The organism is Photorhabdus temperata, from assembly GCF_025384845.1.
GTDB lineage: Bacteria > Pseudomonadota > Gammaproteobacteria > Enterobacterales > Enterobacteriaceae > Photorhabdus > Photorhabdus temperata.
This window is the reverse complement of the sequence record NZ_JAJAFX010000033.1, coordinates 22,037-43,689: the sequence shown is the minus strand read 5'-3', so window position 1 is coordinate 43,689 and position 21,653 is coordinate 22,037. Positions and strand designations below refer to the sequence as shown.

30 protein-coding genes are annotated in these 21,653 nt (G+C 51.4%); all 30 read right to left on the bottom strand.

What is annotated here, in order from left to right:
* Complete coding sequence (locus tag LGZ99_RS14185; RefSeq protein ID WP_036841412.1) at positions 1 to 585, bottom strand: YmfQ family protein; 585 nt, start codon at positions 583 to 585, stop codon at positions 1 to 3.
* Positions 576 to 1,649: a baseplate J/gp47 family protein gene (locus LGZ99_RS14180; RefSeq protein ID WP_262979231.1), complete on the bottom strand. Its 1,074-nt coding sequence runs from the start codon at positions 1,647 to 1,649 to the stop codon at positions 576 to 578. The genes LGZ99_RS14185 and LGZ99_RS14180 overlap by 10 nt, the downstream gene beginning before the upstream one ends.
* Positions 1,650 to 2,090, bottom strand: coding sequence for a phage GP46 family protein (locus LGZ99_RS14175; protein ID WP_036841409.1), 441 nt, complete (start codon positions 2,088 to 2,090; stop codon positions 1,650 to 1,652).
* Complete coding sequence (locus tag LGZ99_RS14170; protein ID WP_036841407.1) at positions 2,083 to 2,628, bottom strand: phage baseplate assembly protein V; 546 nt, start codon at positions 2,626 to 2,628, stop codon at positions 2,083 to 2,085. Before LGZ99_RS14170 ends, LGZ99_RS14175 begins: the two co-directional genes overlap by 8 nt.
* Positions 2,625 to 3,707, bottom strand: a complete 1,083-nt coding sequence (locus tag LGZ99_RS14165; protein ID WP_262979230.1) for a phage baseplate assembly protein — start codon at positions 3,705 to 3,707, stop codon at positions 2,625 to 2,627. The genes LGZ99_RS14170 and LGZ99_RS14165 overlap by 4 nt, the downstream gene beginning before the upstream one ends.
* Positions 3,700 to 5,028: a DNA circularization protein gene (locus LGZ99_RS14160; protein WP_262979229.1), complete on the bottom strand. Its 1,329-nt coding sequence runs from the start codon at positions 5,026 to 5,028 to the stop codon at positions 3,700 to 3,702. The genes LGZ99_RS14165 and LGZ99_RS14160 overlap by 8 nt, the downstream gene beginning before the upstream one ends.
* Complete coding sequence (locus LGZ99_RS14155; RefSeq protein WP_262979228.1) at positions 5,028 to 6,881, bottom strand: hypothetical protein; 1,854 nt, start codon at positions 6,879 to 6,881, stop codon at positions 5,028 to 5,030. Before LGZ99_RS14155 ends, LGZ99_RS14160 begins: the two co-directional genes overlap by 1 nt.
* Positions 6,882 to 7,013 carry a hypothetical protein gene (locus LGZ99_RS14150; protein WP_262979227.1) on the bottom strand — a complete coding sequence of 44 codons (132 nt, stop codon included), beginning with the start codon at positions 7,011 to 7,013 and terminating at the stop codon, positions 6,882 to 6,884. It abuts the gene before it with no gap.
* A gap of 1 nt (position 7,014) precedes the next feature.
* Complete coding sequence (locus LGZ99_RS14145) at positions 7,015 to 7,368, bottom strand: phage tail assembly protein (protein WP_036841403.1); 354 nt, start codon at positions 7,366 to 7,368, stop codon at positions 7,015 to 7,017.
* A 2-nt stretch (positions 7,369 to 7,370) separates the two neighbouring features.
* The gene (locus tag LGZ99_RS14140) at positions 7,371 to 7,730 is read right to left on the bottom strand and encodes a phage tail tube protein (RefSeq protein WP_262979226.1); all 360 of its coding nucleotides are present in this window, start codon (positions 7,728 to 7,730) and stop codon (positions 7,371 to 7,373) included.
* A 12-nt stretch (positions 7,731 to 7,742) separates the two neighbouring features.
* A complete protein-coding gene (locus LGZ99_RS14135; RefSeq protein WP_036841400.1) occupies positions 7,743 to 9,215 on the bottom strand; it encodes a phage tail sheath subtilisin-like domain-containing protein in 1,473 nt (490 codons plus the stop codon).
* Positions 9,216 to 9,395, bottom strand: a complete 180-nt coding sequence (locus tag LGZ99_RS14130) for a DUF2635 domain-containing protein (protein ID WP_036841399.1) — start codon at positions 9,393 to 9,395, stop codon at positions 9,216 to 9,218.
* Positions 9,392 to 9,946 carry a DUF1834 family protein gene (locus LGZ99_RS14125; RefSeq protein WP_036841397.1) on the bottom strand — a complete coding sequence of 185 codons (555 nt, stop codon included), beginning with the start codon at positions 9,944 to 9,946 and terminating at the stop codon, positions 9,392 to 9,394. The genes LGZ99_RS14130 and LGZ99_RS14125 overlap by 4 nt, the downstream gene beginning before the upstream one ends.
* The gene (locus LGZ99_RS14120; RefSeq protein ID WP_036841396.1) at positions 9,946 to 10,398 is read right to left on the bottom strand and encodes a gp436 family protein; all 453 of its coding nucleotides are present in this window, start codon (positions 10,396 to 10,398) and stop codon (positions 9,946 to 9,948) included. Before LGZ99_RS14120 ends, LGZ99_RS14125 begins: the two co-directional genes overlap by 1 nt.
* Positions 10,395 to 10,664, bottom strand: coding sequence for an HI1506-related protein (locus LGZ99_RS14115; protein ID WP_152552775.1), 270 nt, complete (start codon positions 10,662 to 10,664; stop codon positions 10,395 to 10,397). The genes LGZ99_RS14120 and LGZ99_RS14115 overlap by 4 nt, the downstream gene beginning before the upstream one ends.
* A gap of 38 nt (positions 10,665 to 10,702) precedes the next feature.
* Positions 10,703 to 11,626 (bottom strand): Mu-like prophage major head subunit gpT family protein, encoded by a 924-nt coding sequence (locus LGZ99_RS14110; RefSeq protein WP_036841394.1) that lies wholly within the window; start codon positions 11,624 to 11,626, stop codon positions 10,703 to 10,705.
* Positions 11,626 to 12,834: a phage protease gene (locus tag LGZ99_RS14105; protein ID WP_036841392.1), complete on the bottom strand. Its 1,209-nt coding sequence runs from the start codon at positions 12,832 to 12,834 to the stop codon at positions 11,626 to 11,628. The genes LGZ99_RS14110 and LGZ99_RS14105 overlap by 1 nt, the downstream gene beginning before the upstream one ends.
* A gap of 163 nt (positions 12,835 to 12,997) precedes the next feature.
* Positions 12,998 to 13,468, bottom strand: coding sequence for a phage virion morphogenesis protein (locus tag LGZ99_RS14100; protein ID WP_262979225.1), 471 nt, complete (start codon positions 13,466 to 13,468; stop codon positions 12,998 to 13,000).
* A gap of 131 nt (positions 13,469 to 13,599) precedes the next feature.
* On the bottom strand, positions 13,600 to 14,925 hold the full coding sequence (locus LGZ99_RS14095; RefSeq protein WP_262979224.1) for a phage head morphogenesis protein: 1,326 nt from the start codon (positions 14,923 to 14,925) through the stop codon (positions 13,600 to 13,602).
* Positions 14,909 to 16,492, bottom strand: coding sequence for a DUF935 domain-containing protein (locus LGZ99_RS14090; protein WP_390894017.1), 1,584 nt, complete (start codon positions 16,490 to 16,492; stop codon positions 14,909 to 14,911). Before LGZ99_RS14090 ends, LGZ99_RS14095 begins: the two co-directional genes overlap by 17 nt.
* On the bottom strand, positions 16,483 to 18,045 hold the full coding sequence (locus LGZ99_RS14085; RefSeq protein ID WP_262979222.1) for a terminase large subunit domain-containing protein: 1,563 nt from the start codon (positions 18,043 to 18,045) through the stop codon (positions 16,483 to 16,485). Before LGZ99_RS14085 ends, LGZ99_RS14090 begins: the two co-directional genes overlap by 10 nt.
* The gene (locus LGZ99_RS14080) at positions 18,045 to 18,617 is read right to left on the bottom strand and encodes a DUF3486 family protein (RefSeq protein ID WP_262979221.1); all 573 of its coding nucleotides are present in this window, start codon (positions 18,615 to 18,617) and stop codon (positions 18,045 to 18,047) included. Before LGZ99_RS14080 ends, LGZ99_RS14085 begins: the two co-directional genes overlap by 1 nt.
* Positions 18,618 to 18,619: 2 nt before the next feature.
* The gene (locus tag LGZ99_RS14075) at positions 18,620 to 18,907 is read right to left on the bottom strand and encodes a VpaChn25_0724 family phage protein (RefSeq protein ID WP_262979240.1); all 288 of its coding nucleotides are present in this window, start codon (positions 18,905 to 18,907) and stop codon (positions 18,620 to 18,622) included.
* 8 nt (positions 18,908 to 18,915) lie between these two features.
* Positions 18,916 to 19,218, bottom strand: a complete 303-nt coding sequence (locus LGZ99_RS14070) for a DUF2730 family protein (protein WP_262979220.1) — start codon at positions 19,216 to 19,218, stop codon at positions 18,916 to 18,918.
* Positions 19,202 to 19,429 carry a TraR/DksA C4-type zinc finger protein gene (locus tag LGZ99_RS14065; RefSeq protein ID WP_262979219.1) on the bottom strand — a complete coding sequence of 76 codons (228 nt, stop codon included), beginning with the start codon at positions 19,427 to 19,429 and terminating at the stop codon, positions 19,202 to 19,204. The genes LGZ99_RS14070 and LGZ99_RS14065 overlap by 17 nt, the downstream gene beginning before the upstream one ends.
* Positions 19,426 to 20,040 carry a hypothetical protein gene (locus LGZ99_RS14060; RefSeq protein ID WP_262979218.1) on the bottom strand — a complete coding sequence of 205 codons (615 nt, stop codon included), beginning with the start codon at positions 20,038 to 20,040 and terminating at the stop codon, positions 19,426 to 19,428. The genes LGZ99_RS14065 and LGZ99_RS14060 overlap by 4 nt, the downstream gene beginning before the upstream one ends.
* On the bottom strand, positions 20,033 to 20,293 hold the full coding sequence (locus LGZ99_RS14055; RefSeq protein WP_262979217.1) for a DUF2644 domain-containing protein: 261 nt from the start codon (positions 20,291 to 20,293) through the stop codon (positions 20,033 to 20,035). Before LGZ99_RS14055 ends, LGZ99_RS14060 begins: the two co-directional genes overlap by 8 nt.
* Positions 20,287 to 20,544 carry a hypothetical protein gene (locus LGZ99_RS14050; RefSeq protein ID WP_262979216.1) on the bottom strand — a complete coding sequence of 86 codons (258 nt, stop codon included), beginning with the start codon at positions 20,542 to 20,544 and terminating at the stop codon, positions 20,287 to 20,289. Before LGZ99_RS14050 ends, LGZ99_RS14055 begins: the two co-directional genes overlap by 7 nt.
* Complete coding sequence (locus LGZ99_RS14045; protein ID WP_262979215.1) at positions 20,544 to 21,053, bottom strand: glycoside hydrolase family 108 protein; 510 nt, start codon at positions 21,051 to 21,053, stop codon at positions 20,544 to 20,546. The genes LGZ99_RS14050 and LGZ99_RS14045 overlap by 1 nt, the downstream gene beginning before the upstream one ends.
* 106 nt (positions 21,054 to 21,159) lie before the next feature.
* Positions 21,160 to 21,642 (bottom strand): hypothetical protein, encoded by a 483-nt coding sequence (locus LGZ99_RS14040; RefSeq protein ID WP_262979214.1) that lies wholly within the window; start codon positions 21,640 to 21,642, stop codon positions 21,160 to 21,162.
* Between the last annotated feature and the right edge of the window lie 11 nt (positions 21,643 to 21,653).

Below are 21,653 nucleotides of genomic sequence, written 5' to 3'. Positions count from 1 at the left end.
TTAATCCTCATAAATAAATACAAATTCAGTTTCCGCGGGGGCATAGCGTTCTAATAAACACTCAAGGTCTGCCGCGTCAGCAACACGCAAGCGCTGCTTACAATTATCAAGCACTGTTGAAAAACGAGCAGTCCTTTCAAAGACATGAATAAAGACACGAAACCAATTCTTTTCCGGGTAAATGGGATAGTTGCATCCACGTAGGCAATGGTGAGGGTAATGCTCCTCAATTTTGATGCGATAGCCCCGTTCTGCGGCCAGATGCTCATAAAATTGATTACAAAGACTGCCCGACATCACTAATTTTGCTTTTACTGACTGACGGCGACTGTCAATCGTTGACTCATCGTCAATACTGCAATCGGGAAGCCCAGTGAACTCTTCCCAATCTTCAAGCAGCATAAAAGCCCGGTCGGCATAAATTTCATTTAAAATAGCGTCATTAATCACGTCAATGCGGGCAAATTCTTCGCTGGTAGCCAGCATTAATTTACCCAAATTGCTATCAGGATCTTTTAGCCAGGCTTTACCGTTGGGCAGCAAATCAAGCCCGGATTTTTGATAGTCTTTTGCGGTCATTGCCATTCGATATCTCCCAGCACGAAAATTTCATTCTCGGCTGCATATACGTCAGCAACGGGTGAAATCACGGTATTATCAATTTCACCAGGAGCATTAGAAATTGCCGCTCGCATTTCTGACAGCAAAGCCAGTCCACCGTAGGGCAAATTTTCCAAATAACTTTTCAGACTGATTTTTACGGCATGGCGAACTGCTTCGGTATTCGGCGATAAACGAATACGAAAATTAATGACTTTGGCAACCGGACTTTCAACAATTAATTCCGCGCCGGTAGTCTTACCCTCTGCCTGATTGGTCACCGGGTTGATATGCCCGGTCAGGTATTCTTTTACACGCACCAGATCGCCAGGCCGCGGAAATATATTGGTTTCTTCGTCCATCACGAATAAAACACCTACCGAACCATAGCCACGGTAACGCGGGATACACCACGCGCGAGTGACTCCGGCACATTCCTTCGCCCAGCGTTCATAGTCATATTTATTGCCCCCGGATGGCGGGTATTGCACTCTGAACAGCAAACGAGAACGCAGTGAGTCAATCGATTCCAGTTCTGCACCGCCGCCAATATACTGACTAATAGCTTGAGTTTTTACCCCAACCACGGGCGAAACCAATTCAAATTCAACCCCGGCTGCTGTATTTCCCTGCCTGCCGAGTTCGATGGCAATAACAGAAACTGGGTTTTCCCCAGAGGCTGCATACACATCATCGACAGACTCAAAAACAACTCCATCCGGGCGCTGAAAGCGTGTGCCTTTCGGTATCATGGCTTCATTTAGCACAGTCACTGTAATACTCCCTGTCGCCTGCGTAGCAGGTTTACGCCATACTCCCCAGAATTCGCAATGCTCAAGTAGCTTGTCATCATCCGCAAGATGCGGGACAACTTGCCGGCTGGTCCAGGCGAGATGGTCATGTAATCCGGCGGCGTTACCCGCGTTAGCAAAAGCAATTGCCCCCGTGGTACTGAATGCAGAACGGGCAAATGTGCCGGGTAAACGACTTTCAATATCTGACTGAGTACGAGCCAGTAACGTGCTAAGAGACGGGGCTTTATACGGCATTTAAATCACACTTAAATGAGCTTTAAACGACAGTGGCAACACACTGCCGTTGAATAGAGTAATATTCACTGTCAGCAATAAAACCCCGCGTTCGGGGGCTGTTGCAGCAACAGTGATTTGCTTTGCATGGTTATCTTCAATCAACCATGCCAGTGCTTCATCAGCATAGGCTTTGGCACGATGTAAAACCGATGACAGCTGTTTCTCTCGTGATAACAGCCACAAACGGCTGCCGATTGGCCGCGCATTAAATGAGTCTCCCCACCAACCGCGTTTGTCAGAACCGGCTCCCGAAGGGAGTTCGTCAGAATCCAGCGCCCGGCGGTCAGTAAACAAGGAAATAATGACCGCGGTAGCTAATGAGTTATCCAGCACAATATCTGCGTGCTCGATAGCGATGTCCGCGTTGTTGGTTTGCCATTGAAGCGCAATGTCATTCATGTGGTTTGCTCGTGCTGTATCCGTCATGCTCTGTGTGAATATGGTCTTTACCGCTGGTTGAACCTGACATATGATTATCCGCTGTACTGACCCCAACAATATCAACATTGCCGGTAAAGCGGGTTTGGGGAGTATCAAACACAATTTCATCCGCAACGACTTCCAGACGCTTACACTGAATGCGAACAACACCATTTTCAGTCAGTAAAACATGATGCCCTTCCAGGTGATAAAGCGCACTGTCGCCCGCCGTTAGCTTACCCAGGCGACTGTTTTTATTATCGACGGCAATGGCAACAAGATGCTGGCGAACGCCACTAACGGACAAGACAATGGCTTCACTGCCCGCGGGCGGAACGCTGCTATGACCATAGTTTTGAAACCGCTCAACATCATCAGCCGTTTCATCAGCCAGCAGGGAAACCTGCAAGTTTTGCTGTTTCAGTGAGTCATTGACAATATTAACCACGCCCCGCGAAATCAGCAGCCGGACACGGCGCTGAAGGCTGGCAGTGAGCTTATTAAGCTGATTAATCATTTCCATACCCCATCATTGGTTTTGGGTTCAGGCTGGGCGGGTTCGTTAAAACCGTCACGCGGCATCAGTTCGAGCTTTGTTACCGTACCCGCATCGTTATCAAGCGTATAATTTACCGAGACAATCAACAGGGCTTTCTCATTCAACCCGGCTTGGTGGGCGTTTAACGTCACCCGTTCATTAGGCTGCCAAAGTTGGCCGTTCGGCTTAAACCATCCAGTGACGCCAACTGTTGCAGTCATACCATGCGCCAGTGCGCGTTTCTGTTCCCAGGACCCCCGCGCATTGCCCTTTGCGGTAGTCAGGTTATCGTCAGCAAGAATAATAGTGGGGCGATAGCGGGTAATTTCAGCATCACGCACGTCAATATTAATCGCGGTAGATTGTGCCGGGGTTTGGGTTTCTCCCCACAGGCCCCCGGCAGCATTACTGCCTTTAACACGATACAGGCTGAACCGGTCAATCCAGGACAGATAGGTGTTAATCGTTTGAATTTTCACGCCCTGATTGTCTGCTGGCCCCAGTACCAAAACACCGGCTTTTTCCGTGCCGGCAGTGGTAAAAACTAATTCACCGAGAGCATTACTGGTTACCAGCACCCCACGGTGCCGGGCCGCGCGTGACAGGTTATCAAACACGGTTTCACCAGGTTCAATCTGCCATTGTTTGAATACCGTTGCCGCTGATGCTGTTTTGACTTCCCAACGAACGGTGACACCAAACGGCTTGCACAAGTCTTTGGCGATAGTTTCCAAAGTGACATTACGCCACTGGCCCTTGCCATGTATTGCAGCACAATCGACTAAATCACCGGTTTTATCCCGGCCAGACACCGAAATAGTTCGCTCGTCTTCAATACTGGTTTCTACCGTATCCACATAACCGGTGATCACTCGCTGACCGTTGATTTCAAGCTGGCAGGATTGCCCCGGCATCAGTACCAGTGGTGAGTCACCGCCTTTAACGGTGACACCCAACGAGAATTGCCCGGCCATGTCCTCCAGGCTGCGGGTCACATCCAGCGTTTTCCAGCCGGAATAGATTTTATTACCCAAAATTAATTCGATGGTATTAGCCATTAATCACCTCAATGTCTACGCCGCCGGTGACGAACGCCGGGTGTCGGATACCGTTGCGGCGGATAAAACGGTCCAGTTGCCGCCCCTCACCCGTTTCACGATAAAGCGTGACTAATGCCGGCTCTGTCCCCGCTAACGCAATATGCCTGGCGGTCGGTAATGCCCCCGCCGTGGCCTGCATTTGCAGCACAAAGGTAATGCGAAAATCCCGGAGCTGATTTGAGGTCTCGAACCACCCCAAATCGCCCGTCGCAATCAGCAATTGCATCAGCTCATCATCCAATTGGGTGCTGGTTTTTCGGGTATCATCCAGCGTTTCAATGAGCGGAATGGACATCACCGGGACCTCAGATGACTGAGAAATAACGGTGTAAGGTGTCCCAGCCAGGGTTAATGCAGGCGCAGGCGGCTTGGTTTTCGCGGCTTCTGTCGCCGCAGTTAACACTAACTTAGCAAGTTGAGCCGCAATAAAAACGGTGGTGGGGGTATTCACCACATGCTGTAAATGTGCCACCGCAGGCACATTCGGTTTGGATTGTACCTGAATACTGCTGCCGGCTTTACGTAATGCCCGGCTGGCAACGGCGGGCGGGGCAACTTCCGCCATACCACTGACCAAATTAGCGATATCATCAAAGAGCTGATGAGGGGCATTAATCAGATTCTTTAAGGAACCTTTCAGCGCCAGCGCGGAACCCAATAACTGGTTCATGCCGGATGTCGCCGGTAAACTACGAATACCGTTAACCAGGGTGTTAACCGTTGCTTCAACCGTATTCAGTGTATCGGTGACTTTAGCGATTGCGCCGGTTACTGTGCCCCATGCCGCCGTGATATCGGACAGAACACGGCTCGTCAGGCTGTCGCTGTTCAGTTCAGGCTTGTGTGCTTCAACCGGGGCGGTCTTATCTGCTGCCGGCACAAAGGTGACAGAGAACATCGCAACCCCACCGGTATAACAGGATTCGCGGACGGTGTAGGTTTCAATCTGGATCTGCTGCTTGCCAAAATAGGGATGGTCGATTTCGCCCGGCTCCGGGGCTTCAAGCGCGGTTATCAGGGCATCACGCTGACTAAAGTAGTCATCACCAAACACCACCGCCGTAAATGCATACTCGCGGGTGGTCAATCCCATGTCTTCGGTTTCACCGTCGTCCCGCAACGGGTATTCGTGACGAACAACGCGGCGACCACCTGAAATGGTGGCGTCATCAATGATATAGAAAGTCTGACCGCGAAAGGTTCCCTTACCGTTACCGACCCGGCTGCGCCAGGAATTGTCATTAAACAGTGTCATGACCTGGTCAAAATCAATTTCCATCAGTAACTCTTCCCGTAGCTGTAGCCGGTGTTCACCCGCAAATCGATATTTTCTGCTTTAACTGATTTGGTTTTCGCTTTGATATCCCCGGTTGTTTCAACCTGGATCGTAATCTTGCCTTCCGGCGGTTTTTGCTGAGGTTGGGGCTGGCGGTATTCCCACGGCTCCGTAGGGTTCGTCGTGTCCGTAATATTCGGTGCTGTATTTTTTCCCCAGTCACCGGTTAAGTAGGGGGAGGGTTTGAGCCCTTCTTTGGCTATCTGCTCGTTACGCTCATACCACCAATTCTTAAGGATGACGGGGAATATTTGAGAACCACGTTCTTTACCGTTTGCGTCGTAGGCATGGGGATATTCTTCACGCATCTGTTTGAAATACTTATTAAGATTTTTATCTCGTTCTTCAGGTGACAACAGGGGTAGCGCAACGGTTGATGCAATTGCCGCTCCGCGGATCCTGCCTTTTTTAAACTTAAAATTGTCGTCAGGCCCGGTTGCATGATTATTGTTGTTCTGGTCTTGCCAGTTCGTCACATAAACGGGCACCACATCAGCACCACTTAATGCCCCCGAAGAGGTATCACCGCCTGCCGAACCCGCTGGGCCGCCCTTAATATATTTAGCAAAATTGTATACCCCTTTACCGGCGCGATACACATAACGCGCCGCCACAGCCGCCCCAATCGCATACGCGGCTTTTTCAACGGCAGCAGCATATTCGTCTAACTCCTCTGGCGTCAGCGAATGAATGGCATCAGCTAAGTCCTGAACAGGTTTAGCCAGTTTCAGTTGAGCAAATCGCTCTCCGGTGTTTGTTAATGACGTTAATGCACCATTAAATGTCTGGACATTCTGTGTGGCTTTTTTCTCCAGCAATCCCTCTTCAATATTATCCGGGTGAGCAATTTTTTTTACCAAATCACGTTTTTTAGGGTCACCGAGTATCATGATAAATTTCAGGGTGTCGCCATCAAAAACATCTTTTAAATTGTGCTCCTTATTTTTGGCTGCGTTACTGATTTCAAACGCAAGATCAGCAGGGTGTTTTTGCTGCCCATTTTTATCTTTTACATTAATTCGGCCTTTTCGTTTTAAAATCTTCTGTTTTTCTTTATCATTAATGGTGTCGTAAAAACCCTGCATGGCAGAAAATGCCTGTTCTGGATCATTAAATTCGGCATTAGCAACACGCAGCATTGCCAACATTTGCTGTTGGTCTAATTGGGATTGCCATTTTGTGTCTTTTCCCAATCCCCTTAATGCCGTCAGTTGGTCGCCGATATTGCCAGTCCCCTCTTTGCTGGCAGAAACTACACCCTCAAGCCACTTACGCATTTTCTCCGGGGACTTAAAGCCCACATTAAACATCCCGCCCAGCTCATTCCCGGCAGCACTGGCTTCCAGTCTGATAGCGTTAATCGTTAGCGCGATATTGTCCAGTTGCGCTAAAGTAGCTTCAAGATCGTTAGTTTTTCCCAGGAACGCTTCTGCACCGGTCATTAAATCCGAGGTGCTGAGTTTACGATTTGCGGCCACTTTGGTTACCGCGGCATCGAGTTTCATCACCTGGTCCGCCGTCAGATTATAGGTTGTACCCAGATCAGTGACGGTCTGCTGATGGTCGGCAACTTGTTTGCCCGCCATCGCCAGCCCGCCGCCGGTCACAAACCCGACAAGGCGGTTATCAAATTTATCCAGAATACCGTTCGCCCCCGTCACCGCACTGGAAAACAGCCGCATTGAGCGACTGCCTTCCGTGCCGAACCGGCGGATACTGGCCCCGAATTGACGGGATTTTTGCGTCACATTACCGATCAGATTAACAATAAATTCGGCGCGATTTTTCGTGGTCATTTAGCGTTTCTCCAGCCAGTGTGAGTACAGCCACAGTTTCGGCAAGGGTAAGGCCAGCGCCCAGGCTGGCCCACCTTTCAACCGGATACCGACGTATAAGGCAGTGCGCTCGATAGCCCGAACGCACTGCAAACTATCGCCCCTCGTCTGCGACTTGCCTCATCGTTTCCATCGCCACATGACGCTGTAAACCGGCCTGGCTGGCGATTAACTCTAAATCATCCTGATGCAGGGTTTTTAACAGGGCCATCGGTATCGGGCCGTTGATGTTGCCAATCCGCGCGATAGTGCGGCGTAACAACTCATAGCCCATTAGCGCCGGACTGGAGAGTAGCATCGGGCCTTTTTCCGTCATCACGACCCGCTCACTGGCAGTTTCGGCATCAATCAAATCACCGGCGGTCAGTTGGCGCAGCTCGACATCAAACTGCTTTTCGGCCTCGTCATCATGGCCGTAGGTCAGCCCATGTTTTAATTCAAATGTCATGATTAAATCTCTTTGCATTCAATGCCGATAAATTCAGCGGATATTTCACCCTTACTGGTGAGCGACACATTGCCGTCACACCAGGCATTAGCGAGCATAAAACGTTCGCCGGTGTCACACTCAAATTCGATGGTCGCATCCACCAGATTTTTAATCACAAACAGACTGACGCCAGGGCCTTGCGGAATAACACAGCTCAGCCGGGCTTCCTTCGGTGTCTGCTGCCAGCCATAAACCCGGGCACCGATAACCGGGTCACGGGTTACGCCGCCCGGCGTCAGTTGTGCGCCGTCTTTGGTTTGAATTTCTTTCCCGTTGAGTCGGATATACGCGATACCGGTGTACTGATAGGGGCTTGCCATGATTTTTCCTTATTACAAAATAAACTGGATAGCGTGCGCATAAATACGGAACTGATTAACCAGATTCGGATTGCTGCGCACGTTAATACGATTGCGATCATTGCTGTCACGCTCCACAATCAACGTTGCTTTAAACGCGTCAAAATCTTCCACCAGTCCGGCAAATTCATGTTCGGTAAATAAGGCTAACAGCTCAGTTCTGATGACGGACGGCGTAACTATCGCCTGTCCGGCACTGAACGGCGTACCGTCATTGGCTAGCTTATGCCGCGGGTATTTTTGCGTGATACGCACCCGTGTTGAGTAACGCAGATACGAGAGGGTCGCGATAGTCTCGACATCCAGATAACTGGGGTCGGGGTCGCCGAAGCTGTTTTCACGATACATGGTTATCATGCGCTCAATCTGCACGACATTACCCGCCGCCACATGGCAGGTTGACATCCCGTCATAGAGCAGCAAGTTACGCTCATTCAATGCCCAGCGGTCACTGGCCGCAGGTGGCGCAATCCCAGGCAGTTGCAATGTCTGGAGAGGCCGGGCCGGGTCAATACTCAGCGAACCCACCGCCACACCCGCCAGGGTGGCCGCCCAAATATAGGTTGGCTGTGGCGCAATCCCGGTTGCGATAGTTGAAAACAGATAATCATTGCGTAACGTCCCGAACGTTGACGTTTTCGCCAGTGTGCCGCGGTAGGCCATCCAGCAAATGCCGTCAATCATGCGCAGCGGTCCCCAGCGGGTTTTCAGTTCATCACGCAGCAAATCGAGATTCGGCGTATCCGTGAAGGGGTTAACAAGATAATTCCACCAGGTATCACCGAAAGCCGTAATCGCTGGTGCCAAATCGGGGTTGCCGGTAGCGCCACCCATTGGGGTGATCGCTAAGTTGATGCCCGCCGGCAGCATTTCCCCGTCGTAGTAGTTGACCCGGACATCAATATCATTGCCGGTTTCACCACTCCATTTGGCTTTTAATATCACGGTGTCGGCCAGCGCTTCCGCGTTCGCCGTGACTGGCAGCTTTTCATGTGCATTAATCGTCTCGCGGATTTTACCGGCCATCGTGACCGCATCATCACCGGCTTTGACCGTCACACGGACAGGAACGCCGGCTATCATCAACGCAATTTGCCCGGTTTGAGCCACTTTACCGATAAGCTGAATTTTCCCTTCGGCTTTAACGCTATCCTCGGCATCGTCAAGGGCGAGCGCCCACAGTTCAGCAAACGCGTTGCCTTTGATAAATGCTGCGGCCATTTCAGCCAGCATTGAGCCACGGCCAAATGCGGTTTCAGCGGCACTGGCAGAGGTGACACGAAAAGGTTGCCCGGCGGGTACCCGTCCGGTTTTCATGCGCAATCCTAAGAGCAATGTCTTATGCAACATCTGCGGCGTGCCGGTAACGGCGGCACTGTTATCAAATTCGATATAACACAGTGGCACCCGGATATTGGCCGGGATTTCATTAAATGAGAGCGCCATTTATTGCGATGCTCCTTTTTTCGTTGATACAGCAGGAATTTCAACTACATCACCCTCTTTCAGGCGACGTAACCAGTACCCAATACGGGGCTTTTTATCGCCTTTTTCAGTCAGCGGTTCGTATGTTTCAGGGTCACGAACAACCAACCCTGGGGTGGGTTTAATATGCAATTCAGTCATGGTTTATCCTGAATAGGTAAATGAATCAGGGCTTCCTGCTCAGGCGTCCCCGTTGGCTGCCCCCATTGCTGATAATGGGTTGCATAATCGTCCAAATCGTCAAGCGCGATGGGGTCCGGCAACGGTTGCGGCGCATCAAAATACAGCCCATACACCGCTACACCGGCCTGACTTTGCGTGTCGCTCCACAGGTTGCCAACCTGGGTCAGTGTGAAGTTACCCGCCGGGGCAATCCGGCGGTTATTCAGCCAGGCGGTGAGCCGCTCAACAATCTGATAAATCCCCGGTACCTGGGTTTGTTTACCGTTTAACACGGATGCGCTGACAAAAACGCCCCAGGTGCTGATCGCGGTATGACGTATCTCGCCCTGGCGACTGCCCAGCCAGGCGACGTAAACTGCCGGTGCGGTATTGATAATCAGCTTGACGGCGCTGTCACTCCATTGCCCGGGATGGGTATCCACTTTGCGCAGTGTCTTACCAAACAACTGCTGAATACCCGCCAGTAATGCATCTGAAATATCACTGGTGATAGAGGCCGGTGTCTTCATCAGATAAATCCCCGCGATTTCTCGCGCTGCCAGACACTGCCAGCGCTGGTGATTTGCGCAATATCACCGCCCTCCGGGCGTTCAGCCTCTTTACTGAGTCCGAGACTGACATCCCCGGCGGCGACTTTTTCCAGCAAACGAATCGCATCTTCACTGTCTTTCGTGGCTTTTTCTGTTGCCGCGCCGTCTTCGAGCGAAAACCGCGCCAGCACACAGGCCACCCTGACCAGAACAGACGGCACCGTTTTCAGTGGCAAGGTCGCGCGACTGTCGATATAGCCGTCAATCGTCGCGCAAGCATCATCCAGCGCCGTTTGTATCAGTCGCTGACGTGCCATCGTCAGTTCGTCATCGGTTAATGCCGCCCAGTCATCAATCTTGACATCCGTCAGGGTGTTAAGGCCGTCACGACTGTAACGCGCGTACATATCAGCCAGAGTGGCATAACTCATTTATTCGCCTTATCTTTCTTTGTGTTAGCTAACGTAGCTGTATCACCTTGATGAGCCATCCCCCCCGGTTCGTCATTATCGGTATCTGACGTAATAACCGTGACAGACAGACGGGGATCGGCTTCCAGCGCCTGGCGCTGCTCGACATTAACGGCTGACAACGTGTTTTCACCCTGGTCAAGCACCAACCCGGCCCGGCGATAACCATCATGCGCGGTATTAACCACCACCATGTCGACATCAGCCATTGAAATTTTCTCTGACATAACATTTCACGTCCTTTAAACGGGATTTAAACGGGGCGTTAGAGGTAATCCGCCACAATCAATTCCAGACGGCCTTTCATTTCATTGCTGACAGTGCCGCCCTTAGCATCAATCGTCAGCTCACGCTCTAATAGCTGCGTGGCCTCTTTTTCCATGGCAGGCGGAACAACCAAATGGGTGGGACGGATTGCCAGCGGACGCCCCCCATCGGCTTTAAATTGCCGCATGGAAGAAATCACCGACCAGACGTTATCCGCGGTCAATGGCGCTTTAGCGGCGTAAGCCAGTTGCCAGAATGAATAACCAGCCTCACAACGCGTATCGACGCCGTATCTGATGAGCTTACGCATAAAGTTCTGCTCATCATCGACTTTATCCATCGCGACCATTTCCGGTGCTTTGCGTTGCTGGAAAATAATGGGTTTAATGGCCCTGGAATTATCAAGCACAAACCACGGCACCCCTTTGTAACTGTCATCAGTTAAGATATTGCTGACCGATGTGGCATCCCCTTTACCGTCGACATTGGGGTAGACCGGATGGTCAGCATCAAAGAAGTTCTGTTTGTCGTAACACAGATTGGCGAAGCCGTTTGACAGCGCACCGAATACCAGTTCATCGGGCTGCACACCGGCAGCACGCCCCATTTCAGTAAATAAGGGGGAATAAATGCCGATGTTATCGTCTTCAATATCATCCCGATCAACACCGACTGTGCTTTCAAATGGCCGGTTAATGATTTGATAACCGTGTGATTGCATGTCTTTGATAACACGATCACCAATCCATTCACGCATACCGGGAAACTGCCCCAGCCAGCCATAAGTGTTGGATTTTGTTGTGCTGGGCACCACGGTAGCAATTTGTTCATACTGGCTGGGAGCCTGGTCAAGCCCGTTTTGAAAATCGCCGTTCCAGCCGGTGAATAACGCTTTAATCAGCGCAGGGGTAACAATCGCCATTATTGGGCTCCTTTTTGTTTGCGTTTCAGGAATTCGGCCTCAGATAATCCCTGGAGCCTCGCCGCTTCTTTTTCAGACGCGGACAGGACGGCCAGACGCGACGGTTGTTTCACTCTCAGGGTTTGACGACGGGTGAGTGCCGTAATGCCTTTCCGGCCAGAAATCGCGGCATTTAACTCCGCAATACCGTGCTGTCTCGCTACCGCCCGCAAATAAGGGACCTCTGCGGCTATAACGCGCCCTTGTCGGCGGGCGCTGGAGATAATCGACTCCGCACTTTGTTCGCCAGAACGGGCACTTAACACCGCCGCACGGCGGGCCAGAATTTGATACGCGCGGGCAGGAACAAACTGCGTTAAATCCACGCCACTCAATGCGGCATCTTCTAAGATTTGCTCCGCTTCGGTGATATCGGCGGCGGCATCATCAATGATATCGGTTACGCCACTGGTGACGCTGTCCGGGTCTGCGGTGTTTTCAATCACCGCTTGCGTATCAACGACAGCCTGGGCTGAGGCTTTCAGGGTTTCAACAGCAGACAACGCCTGATTCAGTAAATCACTGAGTGCCTCTTCGCTCAGTTCGGCGGTATCGTCGGGCAGTTCAATACCCAGCTGCTCTAGCAACTGGAGAATAAGATCATTCATAACAATGTCCTGTTTTGATGAGGGTAAAAAGTCCGAAAGAGTTTGCGCCGCCAGCACAGCCAGAGGCCGCATACCGGTTAAACCGGGGTCATTGGTGAGTGCGCCCATCCTCAAATAAAGGGGATGGCCCAGCTCGTTATAAGGAAATACCGCAGACAAGTAAGCCCATTCGCGGTTATCAATGGCGGTTTGAGCCGCCGGTGTTAACGACAGGCGAACAAACAGCCCCAAACCTTCGCGCCACTGCATATCTGTTGCGGGATTTTTCAGCCACGCCGCGGCAATAGCGTCTTTGCACGCGGCGGCATTTTCATCTTGTTTTAATGTCACATGGTTGTAGTCAAACAGCACGGGCTGACCAATAGACGCGGTAGCCGCAATAAATTGTTCAGCAATGTTGGTATCGATAAACCACTGCCCGCCAGGTACATCGTCCGGGCGACCATCCCGGGCGCTGAAATGCCCGGCGGGCAGGAGTTGATACCAGCCATCGGTACTGTCTGAAATCGCGGCACTCAAAATGGCGACACGTTTTTTTGGGGTGGGTATTTGGGTTTTCATATCGCCATTCTGGGCAATATGAAAAAAAGGTGGGTTTGTGGGGGATCACACCTGACTGGGAAAGAAAAGATAAAACGGGGGTAAGCAGTGACACTATACCCCGTTTAAAACCCGTTTAAAAATCTCAGGAGGCGTTTAACTTTTTTTCTGTCAGCCTGACAGGCTAACGCGCTTTCAATGCGGCTGCGTGCTGCGTATTGATAATGTCGATAACATCCGCCACACCTTGCGCTGATAGTCCCATATACGCGCGAGCGGGGACTGCCGCCGGGCCCGGCGGCATATCAGGTAATCCCCCCCACATCTGAATCGGGGCATAGATTTTGTTAGCACCAATAGCCGCGCTCACCGCGTCATACGCTGTTGACAACGACATCGCCAGCCCTCCCTGTGAGCGCTGTAACATTCTGCCCGTCTTGCCTTTTTTGGCTAATTTAGCTTTATATTTTTCGGTTAACGGTTGCCAGGGGTTGCCTGTCGTCGGGTCAGCTTCTTTTGCAAACGCGTCTTCGCTTTCACTTGCCAGGACAGCGGCAATCGCACGGGTCACCGGCGTGGTATCCCGCCCCAGCGTTTGCACCCGTTTAAAGGCCGCCTGTATCGCCGCATCATCAAATTGATAGTCAAGTTGCATTCATTCTCACTCATGGTAAAATAGGTTAAACAGTGTACGAATAACGGTAATTCGACGTCAGCGCAAGCCATACGTTTATGTGGGTTCAACTCCCATCACTGTAACAAGCCCCGTTATTCGGGGCTTTGTTGTTATAGCGCCCCTTTTAGTAACTCATAATTCCCGCCAGCCACCGCTTTTTTCAGTTCCGTTAACGACACCCGGTACGTATTAATCACCACATCTAAGGCATCCGGTTGTTTGCGTACCGACCAGGGCGCATTGACCACCGTTTTAAGGGTACGGTCATCATCACTGCGAATATACAATACATTCTGATTCTGCTTATCCCACAGTACCGCGGAGGGATCCGCCACGATTTTAGGTAACGCCTGATATTCGGCCATGGTCAGGGCGACGCCTTTTTTCTGATGCTTGATACTGTCAGCGTGTACCAGGTCTTTTTCACTGATAGCCAGCACACGCGCCGCAGGCTTACCCGTCCGCTTTTCCACCGCCACGGCAATCTCCTCGGTCATAAACCCCAGCGGCTGAATATGGTTACCAGGGCGCCGCTGTGTCAGCACCTGGCCGACCCATTGCGCGAACGCCTGTTGTCGTACCGGCGCATTATTTAACGACTGGATAACCTGCTGACGGAGTTCACGGTTTTGCAACGCAATCAGCTTACGCGCAATACTGATATCCGACCCCATTGCCAATTGCCCGGCATTGTTTGACCAGCCCGCGCCGGTGGTCATACGTTGCTTGCCATTGCGGTACGTCGTGACTTCTGACTGATAAATTTCCCCCGTCCGTTCGTCAACCCCCGTCTCAACAAGTTGGGTACTCACCGCGCCGAGACTGGACTCCACGGTTAACCCCATCCGTTTCACCTGGGCGGCAGTCAGTGCGCGAACGCGGCAGCGACACCCCCAGTCATTAGGCGGATAGAGTGTGTTCCAAATCGGATCATCAAAACGAAACACCCGCCCGTTCATCGCCGCATGGCTTTTGCGGGTATTGTTATCCATGACGGCAATGTACTGCCAATAAGGGTGGGTCTCGGTGCTCGCCAGTTGCTGTTGATATCGCCCGGCCTGATACGCGGTCGCCAGGTTAGTGCGATAAATCGTTGCCAGCCGGGCCGGGCTGCCTAACTGGACGGTTTCCGTATTACCGTCACCGTCAACAACAATTTGCTTACCCCACCAACCCTGTTCTTGCAAACGAGGCTTCAGGGTTTTAATAAAATCGCGTTCGGGGGTGCCCTGACTCAGCGCTTTATCCACCTCATCACGAATCGTCGTCAGAATATCCATCCGCGCCGCTTTTGCCACGGTGAACGCCCGCGCATGGGCAGCAGCATCGGTTTCCTGCCAGTTCCAGTTGACGTCATAGCCTTTGGCACGAAAATAATCCACCGCCAGTTTTGGCTCTAATTTAGCGGCAATACCTAAATCAACCGGTTGTGGCATTCAGACGCCCCCAGAGTTCGGCGACAAACATCGCCCGATGTAACATATCAGCCAGTTGTTCATCATCCATTTCAGCATAGAGTTCAGACGCTTTATTTTTTGCCGCCTCATAACCGCCGGTCGTGAGCGCCTCAATGATCGGGGTTAACAACGGATCAACGGTGTTTTGCCATTCCTGCCCACTCACTGCGCCCGGCAGGGTATTGACTGAGGTCACCGGCTCCGCCGTTAATGCGGTCCATCCGGTTTTAGCGTTTAAGAAGGCGGAAGAGAAATCCGGGGTTGCAGGGGGCACCGGTGCTTTCAGACAGGCTTCATCATCCGCTGCCACGGGAATTTGCAGTTTATCATGCACCCACTGCACCGGAATTTTCATCCCCAGACCGACCAGGCCGGGTAATGCCGCGGCATAGGCGCTCACGTCTTCCGGCTCGGACAGATCAAACTCAAACACCGGTTTACGCCGCTGATTATCGAATGATTTGCAGTTCAAGGCATATAAAGGAAACACCAGATCCCGCGTGAGTGTGGCGGCCAGTTGCGTTGCATCACTGGTGCGCACCTCGAAACGGACCTCATTATGTACGTTTCCCAGGGCGTTGGTGCTCGTTGCACCGTCGGCCTGACTGGTGAGGGTGCCGCCTAAAATGGCCTTAGACATACTCAATTCAGCCCAATTCATCATCGCCATAAACGGGTCTGATGTGCCGTCTGCGGCGGCTTTAAAATCAATCAACATCGAGCGGGGAATAATTCCGCCGGCGTTGTGACCGATAGACATGACGGCATGAAGCAGGGTTTGTTTCTCTTTGTCGGTGGCACCCGCCGGATATTGTCCGACGCGAATAGGCAGACCGTAGATTTCCAGAAACTCAGCCAGGTCCCTGACCGAATAGTTTTTAAAGATAAACGGCCAGACCAGGGTGCGGATTAACCCCGTCCGGGCAAGATAGCCTGATTTGGATTTGGCGATATGCTGTACCCAGCCGAACGGCTGTAAATCCTCTCCGTCGGCTGTCCCGTTGCGTAAGCGCAACTGATTACGTTCATATTGTGGCGTCTGAAACCAGGCAGGATCACGCCATTCCACCGCACGCGGAATAATCAGCTCGCCGGCATTTTCCCATTCAATCTCCTGGCAGGAAAATCCTTTCAGAATGGCATCGGTGGCATCAAAAAGACAACCCGGCAACCAACTGGCATCTAATAAGATTTCGGTTAATAGCTCGGCGTCGCTGATTTCTTCCCGGCTGGCATTGGGCGGCGGCTTAATCGTCCAGTCAAGCGACTGGATAGCCCGCCGGCGCTTATCTAATTCAGACTGCAAATGCGCGTCTTTTTCTTCCATATCTTCGGCAAGCTCACATTGCGCGTGAAGTTGCCCGCGTTCGGCCTCAACCAGAATTTCAGCCGCGCGGGCGGGCGTCAACCCACTCACGGGATGATCACCGTAGTATCGGCGCAACTGTGACACACGGGACTCATCATCCTGCGTTTGCATATCAGGCTTAAACCAGAAACGGCGGCCTACTGCATCCACTAACCTGTTTAATATTTTCACCAGCAGCCTCGCTCAAAGGTCGGTAAATCGTCGTCGTCATTTGCCGCGGTGTGTTTACCCGGCAGCGGAATAAAGTCAATCATTTGTCCCTCCATATAGGTCGCGCGGGTAAACATCAGGTAAGCCCCGGCACTGTCGCCGTGACGTTTTTTACCGTCGGTCCCGGCTCGGCGGGTTTTATCAATTTTGGGCACGCCCCGGATGTTCTGGATTTGGCGCTGGTCGGCAATGATGTCTTCATCTTTAGGAATACGGATGTCATTGGATTCATACAGCGCCTTGTATTTTGGTGACCATTCACGATAGAAATTATCGGTGATATGGATAGCATCGACCATATTTTCACCGTAGTGCAATAACACGGCTTCCCCTAAATAACCGCCGTTCCCTGTCGAGTCGATGGCAATCCCGACCAAACGGGGGAGTCGGTCAATCATAAAAAAGGCTATCTGGCGTTGCTGGTTATAAGGCACATCATGCAGTTCAACGGTGATATGCAGAATGCGGCGGGTGTCCTGCTCAATACTCCCGGCCCCGATGACCGATAAATCGCCGGAACGGGCAAAATCCTGACCGAAAGCATGGCGGGTATCAGGATCCAGTTTTTGTAATGCAGGTAACAGCGTCTCTTCACAAAACGTCAACACCGTGTTTTTACGCTCGTCTTCTGTCCAGGTCATATGGCCCCTGGGCATAGCAAAACGGACAACAACACACTGGGCATCGGTTGCACGGTCAATCAGCACCCGGGGGATATAGGCCCCGCTGCCTTGCTTCGGCACGCAATAATATTCTTCCAGTGCATCTTCTTCCGTCGCGGTGTCTTTGAGTAAATTAGCTTTCCATTCGTCTTCTTTTTCCTGCGACCAGGTTTGCCGGGAAACCTGGCAGATACGTTTATACAGCCCGTCATTGCAAGCATCATCCAGCGTAATCGTATGAACAGAATACCGTTTACGCCCGGCGCGGGAATCCTGGAGCAACTCGTTAAACAGGTTTTCATTGCCGTTATGGGTAGAAATAATGCGCACTTTTGCGCCCCACATGGTCAAGGCCAGCGCGGCTTTCAGCACTTCGGCCAGCCGTTCATGGAAAGCGGCTTCATCAATCGTGACATTCCCCTGCATCCCGCGCAGGTTCTTCGGATTGCTGGATAATGCCTGGACTTTAAACCCGCTGCTAAAGTAAATAACAAATGTCAGGATATCTTTATCTTCATCCTCGAAGACTTCTTCACCGACTTCACCCGCCGCCAGTCCGTAAGCTTTAGCCCACATCGCCGCCGCATCAATAAATTCCCGCGCCATTTCTTTATTGGAACCGATATAGAAATGGTTTGTGCCGCCGGCGTCACGGGCTTTGGCGGCGGTCAGTGACGCATCGGCCGCTTCAGCCCAGGTCAATCCGGTCCGCCGCGATTTTTCCGCCATTTTTAAGACCGATTCATCGGCAATCCAGCGCTTTTGATAACCCAGCAGCACCGCATTGGGATCAAACGTCTCATCGTTAACGGCGCTGATAATAAATTCCGTCGCCGGGTTTAATTCCTGTGCCAACATTAAACAATCCCCAAGATTTGACGTTTGATCTCTGCCGCCGCTTCTGCCGTGAGACCGGCCTGCTTGACCAGGGTTTCTGTCTGCTCTGCGGCTTCCGCCGCAAACGCGGCCCGGATTTCTTTTTCCCGCTTGGTGCTGGTCATGGCGGCCTGTTCAATCCGGGCGGCGACCAGGGCTAACTGAGACAAGGCTTTCGGTTCAACCGGCTCATCCCCCTCGGCCAACTTCATACTGGTTTCAAAGGCCAGGGATTTCACAAATTCTTGCAACAGCTTCCCCACGTCGGAAGAGGGGGCAGACCCCAGACGGGAGACCCACACATCGGCAATTTCCCGCCCTTCGCGAATACGGGCACCGAGGGTTTCCATCCGGGAGGCATAACGATTCAGACCCGTCCGGGAGATTTTCAGCGCATCGGGTAAGCCTTCTTCATCAATCAACTCATTAACCGCCGCGCGGATGTCTTCCTGGGTATGACGTTTGTCACGTAACAAACTGTGCAGCTGGTCCCGGATGGGCTGCGGCAACAAATCAATCTTGGATGGCCGGCCACGGGTACGCTTATCACTCATGACTATCCCCTTGGCCGTGGTCGTTTTACACCGGGTACGGTACTGCGACCTTCTGCCACATCCGCGCCACGCCCGGTTAAGGTCATGACCAGGCAACCGGAGACATCGTTCACTGAAACCAGCCCTTGTTCGGCCAGCCAGTGGCAATGTGACTTCACCACATCACGGCTGACCCGATGGCCGTAAGCATCCAGACAGGTTTGTAATACCGATTCATTGGCATCACCGCCACACTCAACCAGCGACCGCAAAATCACCAATCGCTGGTCGGTCGTTAAAATTTCACGCATGGATGACATTAATTCTTTTCCTTTAATTCATTTTGCAATAACAAATCGCTCATATGGCGTAACTGACGCAGCTCCGGCAAGGCGGCTTTTAAATCGCCGCGCAGGTTCGCCATCTCCAGCTGCAAAGCGTGTAATTCTTTCTGATTCGGTAAAGTCGACAATGAACCTTCCAGCTGACGTACTTGCATTTTGAGTAACTCAACATCATCACGTTTGGCGTAGGTTTTACTGAGCAACACCAGCGCCACGTTAAAGGTGACCGTGACCGCCGCCCACACCATCGACCAGTTCTCTTTAAGAAATGCCAGCACTGAATTTTTTCTCCCATAATTCAACCTGTTTTTGACAGTCAATACAGCGCTCAAACGCCGGATTGATGGCAAGCCGGGCGGGATCAATCTCCTCACCACAGTGACAGCAAATGCCGTTCCCTGCCTGAACCGGGCGCTCAACATGGGCTTTTAGGGCTAATGCGCGCTGGCGTTGCTCTAACTCACACGCCCGGTCAATCAGTCTGCTCATTTTGTTTTTCCTGTTGTTGGGTCGCCCAGGCTTTGATGGCCAGGAGCTTTTGCTCCAGTTCCTGGCTCCATTGGCCGTACCGGCCGGCATGAGTCAGCAGCGCATGAGGCTCCCCGGAACGGGGCATCGGCGGTTTCGCGGGCAGTTGTAACAGCTGGGGAGGAATGGCCGGGCAGGCTGAAATCACCAGGGGCGGCGTAGTGGTAACCAAGAGCGGTTTGGTAGAGCCGCAACCCGTCAGGGCCAATACCGGTGTAAGCACTCCCATCGCGACTAAGGGCATCAGGAATACTTTGCTCAATACGCTGTGTGGCTTGCGATAAGCGTGTGATAGCGGCGTATAAGTCATTTGATATCTTTTCGTTTGCATGTTGCTGTGCCTGCTGTTTTTCAATCAAATCATGCAGTGCGCCGGCGTTTAATTCGGCGGTGGCTTTTTGTGCCCGATAAAAAGACAGTTCTGCCTCTTTGCGGTTTTCAATTTCCTGGTCTATTTTGGGCTGTAAGCGTAATTCAGCGAGCTTATAACCCACCCCGCATAGCCAAAAACCCACACCGCAGAACAAGACAATGCTGCCATAGTGTCGGAAACGTCGGATAGGATTAATCACGGGCAAACACCTCGCGGTTTTCTGTCACATTTATTTCTCTGTCACGCTTAATGGCGGCTTGTTTTGATGCCTGAGAATGCGTGACCCACGCGGCGAGGTAGCCAACGAACAGATATTCATCCATCTTGCCGGCGAGCGCACACCACAATAAAACCGCTGTGCTGGCAATAAATGCCCCAAATAAGGTGGTATCAGAGGTTGAGAGGCGACCGGTGGCCGGGTTGCTGATAAGTTGCTTTAAGTGCGCTAACATACCGGCCTCCGGTTGCGTTCAGCCCGCAATAAGCGGATATCTTGAGCAGAAACGGATTGCCATCCACGACAAAATAGCGATTGATAAGTGGCGTTATGGCTATAGATTGGAATGTCGCTGATATCTTTGCCGGCCAATGCCTGCTGTAAACAACGTTCCCGCCCGGCTTCATAGAGATTGAGATAGCGGGGGTTACGCAGTTCAGCAATTTGTCTTTTTAATAAATGGTCTGAAATTGGCGGCGGCAGCATCACAACACCTCTAACACGGCGGATGTCAGCTTATCCAGGCGGTTAAACCAGCCATCCAGAAAGACTTTTTGTGTCGGGTTCACGGCAATAATACGGGCGTACGTCAGTGCACGCCGGTTAAGCAGCCGGATAAACAGATATGGCGGCGCAAAGGTTTCAATGGCATTGAGTGTGTCAGGGCCGATAACGCCGTCATCCCGCACACTCACCGCCCGTTGTAATTGCTGTACGGCGGGTTTTATCCCGTGCTGAACGGCGGCATCAAACACCGCCAGTGAGATACCTGCCGGCAACTTATCGCAACCGGCTTTCAGCCAGAAATCCCGATAATAGATTTCGGTGGCGTCGTCTTCGGTTAATGCGGCAATATTGAGGTGAGGGTAGCTGCGCTGACTGATACCCAATTTTGTCTGGCCGCCGGTGTCATGGGGGTTATTGACATAGCCGCCTTCCACGGGCAATAAGTAATGGATAGCATGGATAAAGGAAACGCTGTAACGGTAAGTCATGATGGCTACCTGTTGTGAATAGTCGGTAGCTCATCATCTTATGGGGCGGGGAGAGGGTGGGTTTGTGGGGAGTCAAACAAAAATCAATCAATAGTCAGAATGATTGTTAATTAAAATCACCCTGGCTAATACCACAGGTAAAAACAATATCACTCGTTCCTTTATCAATGGATGTGTAATATCGAAACGAATTAACAGAGGTAGATACTTGCCTACCCTCAACTCTAGTTGCAGCGGCCATCGTTGCGAGTAATTCTTTACCTTGTTCTTCAGTGAGGTTTTCGATTACAGCTTTAGAAAACTGAACACACAAAACAGCCGTATCCATTAACTTTTTTTCTAATACTTGTTCATTGCCTGTTAACTTAAATATTGCGGCTATAGCTCTATTATTAGCCCAATATTGGTTTCCATCAACAATAGCAATATGTGTATTTTTTTTAGTGTCCCCCATAAATTTCCACTCACTGGCTTTTAGTAAACCATAGACATCTAAATTTTTCTTCACAGTGTCAAAAGCAGGAAGTTGAGCCGCATGACAAGAAAAAGAGAATATTAAACATGTTAACAGGAAGAGGCGTTTTTTCATGATCGTCCTTA

Bases quoted from the DNA above. Each gene is read 5' to 3' on its own strand.
- LGZ99_RS14120 (WP_036841396.1), bottom strand. From the start codon at position 10,398: ATGAGTTATGCCACTCTGGCTGATATGTACGCGCGTTACAGTCGTGAC.
- LGZ99_RS14130 (WP_036841399.1), bottom strand. From the start codon at position 9,395: ATGACTGAATTGCATATTAAACCCACCCCAGGGTTGGTTGTTCGTGAC.
- LGZ99_RS14155 (WP_262979228.1), bottom strand. From the start codon at position 6,881: ATGACCACGAAAAATCGCGCCGAATTTATTGTTAATCTGATCGGTAAT.
- LGZ99_RS14125 (WP_036841397.1), bottom strand. From the start codon at position 9,946: ATGAAGACACCGGCCTCTATCACCAGTGATATTTCAGATGCATTACTG.
- LGZ99_RS14165 (WP_262979230.1), bottom strand. From the start codon at position 3,707: ATGGCTAATACCATCGAATTAATTTTGGGTAATAAAATCTATTCCGGC.
- LGZ99_RS14160 (WP_262979229.1), bottom strand. From the start codon at position 5,028: ATGGAAATTGATTTTGACCAGGTCATGACACTGTTTAATGACAATTCC.
- LGZ99_RS14050 (WP_262979216.1), bottom strand. From the start codon at position 20,544: ATGCTGCCGCCGCCAATTTCAGACCATTTATTAAAAAGACAAATTGCT.
- LGZ99_RS14110 (WP_036841394.1), bottom strand. From the start codon at position 11,626: ATGGCGATTGTTACCCCTGCGCTGATTAAAGCGTTATTCACCGGCTGG.
- LGZ99_RS14180 (WP_262979231.1), bottom strand. From the start codon at position 1,649: ATGCCGTATAAAGCCCCGTCTCTTAGCACGTTACTGGCTCGTACTCAG.
- LGZ99_RS14095 (WP_262979224.1), bottom strand. From the start codon at position 14,925: ATGCCACAACCGGTTGATTTAGGTATTGCCGCTAAATTAGAGCCAAAA.
- LGZ99_RS14065 (WP_262979219.1), bottom strand. From the start codon at position 19,429: ATGAGCAGACTGATTGACCGGGCGTGTGAGTTAGAGCAACGCCAGCGC.
- LGZ99_RS14145 (WP_036841403.1), bottom strand. From the start codon at position 7,368: ATGACATTTGAATTAAAACATGGGCTGACCTACGGCCATGATGACGAG.
- LGZ99_RS14100 (WP_262979225.1), bottom strand. From the start codon at position 13,468: ATGCAACTTGACTATCAATTTGATGATGCGGCGATACAGGCGGCCTTT.
- LGZ99_RS14045 (WP_262979215.1), bottom strand. From the start codon at position 21,053: ATGACTTACCGTTACAGCGTTTCCTTTATCCATGCTATCCATTACTTA.
- LGZ99_RS14115 (WP_152552775.1), bottom strand. From the start codon at position 10,664: ATGTCAGAGAAAATTTCAATGGCTGATGTCGACATGGTGGTGGTTAAT.
- LGZ99_RS14185 (WP_036841412.1), bottom strand. From the start codon at position 585: ATGGCAATGACCGCAAAAGACTATCAAAAATCCGGGCTTGATTTGCTG.
- LGZ99_RS14075 (WP_262979240.1), bottom strand. From the start codon at position 18,907: ATGCGTGAAATTTTAACGACCGACCAGCGATTGGTGATTTTGCGGTCG.
- LGZ99_RS14080 (WP_262979221.1), bottom strand. From the start codon at position 18,617: ATGAGTGATAAGCGTACCCGTGGCCGGCCATCCAAGATTGATTTGTTG.
- LGZ99_RS14135 (WP_036841400.1), bottom strand. From the start codon at position 9,215: ATGGCGCTCTCATTTAATGAAATCCCGGCCAATATCCGGGTGCCACTG.
- LGZ99_RS14055 (WP_262979217.1), bottom strand. From the start codon at position 20,293: ATGTTAGCGCACTTAAAGCAACTTATCAGCAACCCGGCCACCGGTCGC.
- LGZ99_RS14040 (WP_262979214.1), bottom strand. From the start codon at position 21,642: ATGAAAAAACGCCTCTTCCTGTTAACATGTTTAATATTCTCTTTTTCT.
- LGZ99_RS14170 (WP_036841407.1), bottom strand. From the start codon at position 2,628: ATGATTAATCAGCTTAATAAGCTCACTGCCAGCCTTCAGCGCCGTGTC.
- LGZ99_RS14140 (WP_262979226.1), bottom strand. From the start codon at position 7,730: ATGGCAAGCCCCTATCAGTACACCGGTATCGCGTATATCCGACTCAAC.
- LGZ99_RS14105 (WP_036841392.1), bottom strand. From the start codon at position 12,834: ATGAAAACCCAAATACCCACCCCAAAAAAACGTGTCGCCATTTTGAGT.
- LGZ99_RS14085 (WP_262979222.1), bottom strand. From the start codon at position 18,045: ATGTTGGCACAGGAATTAAACCCGGCGACGGAATTTATTATCAGCGCC.
- LGZ99_RS14175 (WP_036841409.1), bottom strand. From the start codon at position 2,090: ATGAATGACATTGCGCTTCAATGGCAAACCAACAACGCGGACATCGCT.